Below are 6,754 nucleotides of genomic sequence, written 5' to 3' on the forward strand. Positions count from 1 at the left end.
ATCTGCGGAGCACCTCTGAGTCCCGGTCATACGGCATCGGATGCCTTCCGGCGGCCGTTCCACCGCACCACCCAGTCCTCCAGGACGTCGACAGCGGTCTCGGTGCCCCGCTCGGCGCGTACGGCCTCCCCGACGGCGGCCGCCCGTTCTGCCATGTCCCGGTCGGTCAGTGCCTTGCCGAGTGCCTCGTCGAGGCGCTCGGCGGTGAACTTCGAGAACGGGACGGGCCGTGGTGACACACCCATCCGGTGGACCTGAGCCGCCCAGAACGGACTGTCGGCGAAGGTGGGCACGACCACCTGGGGAGTGCCCGAACGCAGCGCCTCGCCCGTCGTGTTGCAGCCACCGTGGTGGATGATCGCCGAGGAGCGGGGGAACAGCCAGGGGTAGTGCACGTCGTCGACGCGGAACACGTCGTCCGGCACGTTCTCGGGGCCGCCGCCCACCAGCACCAGCCGTCGGCCGTGTGAGCGGACCACGCCGAGCACCTTCTCCAGTGTCTTCTCCGGCTGGTGCACCGGCCAGATACTGCCGAACGACAGCGACACCGGGGCGTCCCCCGACTCCACGAAGTCGACCAGTTCCGCGGACGGGGTCCATGCGCGGTCCCAGAACCAGTATCCGGTGAACTGCGACAGCTCCGGCCAGTCGGAAGGCTCGGTGAACATCTCGCGGGTGACCGGACACAGCAGCGGTACGTCGCGGCCCAGCTCGCGGTAGGGCGCCCCGAAGGGCAGAGCCGGCATGTCCGCCTGCTTGCGGTAGGCCCGGATGGAGATCCAGTCCAGCAGCCCGGCCATCCGGTGCGTCAGCCGGTTGTAGAGCGGTCCGAGCCCGGACTGCGGGGCCATCATGGCCGGCCACTGGTCCGTCGGGTTGAGCGGCCACCAAGTGAGCGACGCCCAGGGTGCCTTGCCGTTGTCCTCGAACATGATCCGGCTCAGGACGCTGTTGACCACCAGGTCGGCGCCCTTGCACACTTCCTCGATGCGGGACGCCAGCAGCCGGATGTGCTCCTGTGTCGGGCGCGGCACCTTGCGGGCCGCCCTGAAGAGCGAGGCGCCCTGCTGCAGCGCCTCGGTGAGCGCCGGATGTGCCAGGAAGTCCCTGGGGCTGCCCGGCAGTTCGGCGAAGTCCAGACCGGCCTCCCTGACCAGGGTCTCGAAGTCTGCGTGGGTGGCGAGAACGACCGAGTGCCCCCGGGACATCAGGGTGGCGCCCAGCGCGATGAAGGGCTGGACATCACCCCGTGACCCTGTGACAAGGAGTGAGACCTGCATGAGTCCTCCGTACGAAAGGGGCGAGTGAGAGGGGGAGCCGACCGGTTGTGGCGGTGATTCAGTAGTACGGCAGGTAGCGGTCGAGCATGCGGTCGAGGTAGTCGGCGTCGGTCACCGACCGCATCTCGGGCAGTAGTTCGCAGAGCTTGTCGACCGACACGTGGGTCATGGCCTGGGGCCCGTCGACGATCTCGTGCCGAGCCGAGAGTCCCAGCCGCTCCTCGATGCCGTGGATCACCGTCTGGATGGGCAGCGGCCTGCCGGAGGCGACGTTGACGACCTCGTTCTCCACGCCCTGCTCAAGCAGTCCGTCGACGGCCCGGGTCAGGTCGGCCGCGTCGATCAGGTCGCGGTGCGCTCCCTGGTAGAGCCGCACGCTGCCACTGCGCACCTGCTGGACGAACGCGGGGAGCAGTTGGTGCGGGCGCTGCCAGCGTCCCATCGCGTGGCTCACCCGCAGGACGAGCCAGGGTGCGCCGGATTCGGCGACCACGCGCTCCAGCCGGAGCTTCTGCCTGCCGTACGGCGAGGTCGGCAGCAGTTCGGTGCCTTCGGCCATCGCCGTGGTCCCGGTGCCGTACAGGGCGTGGGACGCGCTGGACAGGAACACCACGAGGCGGCCGTCGGCGCGGCACCTGCGGGTGACCTCGTCCACCAGGGCTGCCTCGCGGTCGAATTCGGCCCCGTCGAGGACGCTGGTGCTGGAGACACCGGCGGCGAGCACCGTGGCGTGCGGGTGGCGTTCACCGACGGCGGCCAGGTTGCGGGCGATGAAGCCGTTCCCGACGATCTCCATCAGATGCCCTCCGCGGCGGCGATGCGGATTGCCGACTTGGCTATGCCGTCCAGCAGTTCGGCGGTCCGCAAGGTCGTGGCGGCCCAGCTTTCGTGGTCCCGGTCGGCTCCGGTGGCGACGGTCTGCCGCACGGCGGCGGCGAACGCGGCCACCGAGTTGGCGAACTGGTGCTCGGCGGGCAGGACGAACTCCTCGGTGTGGTTCTGCTCCTCGATGCGCAGCAGGGGCGCCGTGGTCGTCGGGGGAGTGAAGGCACGGTCCACGCAGAGCCTCGCGTCGCTGCCCCAGAGCGTGTAGCGGGAGCCGTAGGCGTGGAGGAAGCCGAAGCTGAGCGTGGCGCTCTGCCCGGTGGCCGACGCGAGCACCGCGCTTCCCGCGACATCGACGCCCGACGCCGGGTCGTCGCGCAGCACGGCCCCGGCGACGGTCAGGTCGTCGCCGAGGAAGTACTGGGCGAGGCGAACCGGGTAGATGCCCACGTCCAGCAGGGCGCCGCCACCGAGTTCGGGCCGGTAGCGGACGTCCTGCGGGGGCAGCGGAGGGAAGCAGAACGCCGCTTCCACGTGCTGTAGTTCACCGATCCGCCCCTTCGCGACCAGGTCGGCCACGCTCCGGTGGAAGCCGTGGTGGACGAAGGCGAGATTCTCGCGCAGCACCAGTCCGCGCTCCCGTGCGAGCCGGGCCAACGCGGCGGTGTCCGCCGCGGAGGTGGTCAAGGGCTTCTCGGCCAGGACGTGCTTGCCCGCTTCGAGCGCGGAACGCACCCAGGACGAGTGCAGGGCGTTGGGGACGGACACGTAGACCGCCTCGACGTCGGCCCGTTCGAGCAGCGGTTCGTAGCCGTGCACGGCCTCGCAGCCGAACCGGGACGCGAAGGACTCCGCCTTCGCCTGCTCCCGGCTGGCGATGGCGGTGATGAAGGTGTCCGGTGTCTCGCGCAGCGCGGGCAGGGTGCGCCGCGCCGCGATCGAGGACGCGCCGAGCACGCCGACCCGTACGGGACCGGGCGAGGGGGAAGTACTCAAGTGCATTCTCCTCCGGCCGGCCCCAGCAGGCTGTGCAGGCATGTGAGCAGTGTCCTGGCCTGGATGTTGAGGTAGTTGCTGTGCTGCACGAGGCTCGACAACTGGTGAACGGCCAGCCAACGGAAGTCGTCCGGTTCCGCGAGCTCGCGCTCCGGGGGGAGTTCGACGATCAGGTAGCGGCTGCGTGTGTGGAAGAACCGGCCGCCCTCCTCGGACAGCACGGTGTCGAACCGGACGGCGTCGGGCGGGGCGTGCAGCACCTCGTCCAGGAACGGAGGAGCGGCCTCGGCCGGAAGGACCGCGTAGTTCTCCGGAGTGCACTGCACGGTGGGGGCCAGCTCGATCGCGTCCATGAAGCCGGGTTCGGAGCCGACCCGGACCAGGACGTGCAGGACGCCGCCGATCCGCTGCACCAGGAAGGCGGCGACGCCCTGGCCGCGCGCCTCGATCACCGGCTGGGTCCAGTTGGAGACCTCGCGGCTGCCGGTCTGAACATCCACGGCCATCACGTCGAAGAACACACCGTGGTCGTGCGAGATGCGGTCGTCGGAGCGCTGCCAGCCGCGGACGCTGCCGAGGTCCACCAGACGCGCTTCGCCCGTGAAGCCGGCCCGCGCTCCGGTGAACCAGTTGCGGACGGAGCCGGCGGAGTGCAGTGCGCCGTATCGGGGATCAAGCGATCTGGCCAGCGTGGAGCCGATGCTTTCGCCCTTCGCCGGCCGGCGCGCGGCCGGTGCACCGTCGAAGGCCCACCGGCCGGACGGAGAAGGGGAGGCGAACGGGAAACAGGCCATGACCGTGCGCGAGTCCATGTTCACCAGGTCGGGGCTTGAGAGCAGGGCGTGCAACTGCCCTACGGACAGCCAGTAGAAGCCGTCCAGCAGTTCCACGTCGTCGCGTGTCTCGACGATGATGTTTCGATTGCGTTTCCGGTAGAACCAGGATCCCTGCTCCGACTGGAGGACATCGGCCAGTATCCGGTGCCGGGAGGCGTTGCGGAAGAAGTCGAGATAGGGCACCGGCCGACCGCCGTGCACTTGGGTGTAGTTGCTCCGGGTCGCCTGTACCGTAGGCGATAATTGAACCCTGTTGTGGTTGCCCGGCTCCATCTTTGCCTGCATCAGGCAGTGTGGTATACCGTCGAATTCCTTGACGAGGATGCCCAGTACGCCGATCTCGGGCTGATGGATGATCGGCTGGTCCCATTCGGGTACCGCGCCGGAGGCGTTCCGAACCCGTAAACCCTGGACTGAGAAGAACTTGCCGCTCTCGTGGACGAGGTTTCCGTGAGGCTCCTCGAAACGCCAGCCTTTCAGTTCGGTGAACGGGATGCGGCGTATCTCTGAACTTTCCGTCTCGACGTACGCGGCGAACCATGCATGAAAAACCTCCAGGCTGGCGACGGCCCGGTCGGCTTCGTACACGGAGCGGGTGATTCTGGCTGCTGACCGGATTTCCGGCCTGGTTAAGACGTCGGCGCTGCCCGGCAGGGCGTGCGGCATCAGTAGTCGCTCCTTGTTCCCTGGCGGGGATTGTGGCCAGCGTGTTACTAGCGGGTGAAGAAACCCACTCGGGACGGCTGCGGCGACGCTCCTTCAGGCACGGTCACGCAGGAACGGTCAGGTGCTGTCAACTCGCTATTACCCGGAGTGAGTCTGGTGCACGGACTTCCTGAACCCTGCTAGTCCTACGTCGCCCGGGGTTGGGCTGTCAACACTGCCAGGGTGGGCGCCGGGTTCTGCGGCTCCGGTCGGGTGTTGGTGTTCCTGGGGGTGGAAAAGTGCTGGTCATCCTGGGTTCGGGAGGGCGTGGAACCGGTATGGGGCATCCGGGAGCACGAAGCCGCAGGGTGCGGGGATCCGACAGGCCGGCGGTGCCGGTCGGGGCATGCAGAGGGTGCGTGTGGTGTGGAGGGAGGTTGTGCTTTTCCCTGCGGCCGACATGACCTTCGGTAATTCCTGTCGTTGCAGCTCAGGAGTGCGTTTTCCCTGTCTTTGATCATCTCCTGGACAGCCCGCTTCATGAAAGTTTGAGGCTAGTTGCTGATTAAACGTGGCATACATCACATTGCCTCGGTCTTGTTGGGTGTGGCAGGGTCGATCTTGCATTTGTCAACTGTTCTACAAGTGCCGTGCAGTGGGGGATCAGCGCCGGTCGTCATTGTGTATCTGCCGGTGGGGTCGGGTGTTGGCCCAGAGATTACTCGGGGCCGCTTCGGCGAACTTCGAAGATTCACGGGGGTTCACTTTGTCACGGAGTGCTTGCTCGGTGCGGCACGATGACGATGTCGATCAGATTGCCGTGATCGGGCTCTCCTGCCGCCTGCCGCAGGCCGACTCCGCGGTGCGATTATGGGAACTCTTACGCGACGGGGTCGATGCCATCACCCCGCTGCCCCCGGGACGGTGGAAGCAACGCGCCACTGACGATGCGGAGTTAGTCTCCGAACGAGGTGGATTCCTCGACCGGGTGGATCAGTTCGACGCCGAATTCTTCGGTATCTCGCCCCGCGAAGCAGCGGCCATGGACCCCCAGCAGCGCCTCGCGCTCGAACTCGGCTGGGAACTGCTGGAGAACGGCGGCATCACCCCCGAAAGCATGGCCGCCCTGAGTGCCGGGGTCTTCGTCGGCGCGATGAACGACGACTACGCGACCCTCACCCGACAGCGCAGTTCGCAAGCGGTCTCGCACCATACTCTCGCCGGTCTGCAGCGAAGCATGATCGCCAACCGGCTCTCCTACCTCCTCGGCCTGAACGGCCCCAGCCTCACCGTCGATTCGGGCCAGTCGTCCTCCCTGGTCGCTGTCCACATGGCTTGCCAGAGCCTCCGCGCCGGAGAGTGCGACGTCGCTCTGGCCGGCGGGGTGAACCTCAACCTCAGCTTCGACGGCACCCTCACCGTCTCCCGGTTCGGCGGGCTCTCTCCCGACGGCCGCTGTTACACCTTCGACTCCCGGGCCAACGGTTACGTACGGGGCGAAGGCGGCGGCTTCGTGCTCCTCAAACCCCTGGCACAGGCGCTGCGGGACGGCGACCACATCCACGGCGTGCTGCGTGGCAGCGCCGTCAACAACGGCGGAGGTGACAGCCTCACCGCCCCCAGCCGGCAGGCCCAGGAAGACGTACTCCGCCGGGCGTACACGGCGGCGGGTGTACGCCCCGAGGACATCCAGTACGTCGAACTCCACGGCACCGGCACAGCCGTCGGCGACCCCATCGAAGCCGCAGCCCTCGGCGCGGTCCTCGGCTCCGCCCGCCCGGCGGACGCACCCCTGAAGGTCGGCTCGATCAAGACGAACGTCGGCCACCTGGAAGGCGCAGCGGGCATCGTCGGACTGCTCAAGGTTCTGCTCTCCCTGGAAGCGGGAGAACTCCCCGCCAGCCTCAACTTCGAAACGCCCAACCCGGCCATCCCGCTGGCCGACTGGCACCTCCAGGTCCAGACCGAGCGCTCGCCCTGGCCGCGTCCGGACGTGTCGCTGCTGGCCGGTGTGTCGTCGTTCGGCCTGGGCGGGACGAACGCGCACGTGATTGTGGAGCAGGCTCCGGCCGGGGAGGCTTGTGGGGGCGGGGTTGGGTCCGGTCCGGCTGGTGTTGTGTGTGGTGGTGTGGTGCCGTGGGTGGTTTCGGGTCGGTCGGTGGCGGGGTTGCG

5 protein-coding genes are annotated in these 6,754 nt (G+C 67.9%); 1 reads left to right on the forward strand and 4 read right to left on the reverse strand.

Translation table 11 applies throughout. The annotated features are described in order from the left end of the window. Positions 1-26 precede the first annotated feature (26 nt). Genes IG88_RS0127975 through IG88_RS0127990 form a run of 4 tightly spaced genes read right to left on the reverse strand, consistent with a single transcriptional unit; the run spans position 27 to position 4,603 of the window. Positions 27-1,280, reverse strand: a complete 1,254-nt coding sequence (locus IG88_RS0127975) for a glycosyltransferase (protein WP_051852099.1) — start codon at positions 1,278-1,280, stop codon at positions 27-29. A 58-nt stretch (positions 1,281-1,338) separates the two neighbouring features. Continuing rightward, on the reverse strand, positions 1,339-2,076 hold the full coding sequence (locus tag IG88_RS0127980) for an NAD-dependent epimerase/dehydratase family protein (protein WP_031046946.1): 738 nt from the start codon (positions 2,074-2,076) through the stop codon (positions 1,339-1,341). Further along, positions 2,076-3,107 (reverse strand): Gfo/Idh/MocA family protein, encoded by a 1,032-nt coding sequence (locus IG88_RS0127985; RefSeq protein ID WP_031046949.1) that lies wholly within the window; start codon positions 3,105-3,107, stop codon positions 2,076-2,078. Before IG88_RS0127985 ends, IG88_RS0127980 begins: the two co-directional genes overlap by 1 nt. Then, the gene (locus IG88_RS0127990; RefSeq protein WP_078861638.1) at positions 3,098-4,603 is read right to left on the reverse strand and encodes an NDP-hexose 2,3-dehydratase family protein; all 1,506 of its coding nucleotides are present in this window, start codon (positions 4,601-4,603) and stop codon (positions 3,098-3,100) included. Before IG88_RS0127990 ends, IG88_RS0127985 begins: the two co-directional genes overlap by 10 nt. A 766-nt stretch (positions 4,604-5,369) precedes the next feature. Here IG88_RS0127990 and IG88_RS0127995 point away from each other — a divergent pair. Continuing rightward, positions 5,370-6,754: type I polyketide synthase (locus IG88_RS0127995; protein ID WP_234332332.1), on the forward strand; the 1,385-nt coding region annotated here is incomplete at its 3' end.

Origin of the sequence: Streptomyces sp. NRRL F-5650, from assembly GCF_000721365.1 — a bacterium.
Classification (GTDB): domain Bacteria; phylum Actinomycetota; class Actinomycetes; order Streptomycetales; family Streptomycetaceae; genus Streptomyces; species Streptomyces ardesiacus.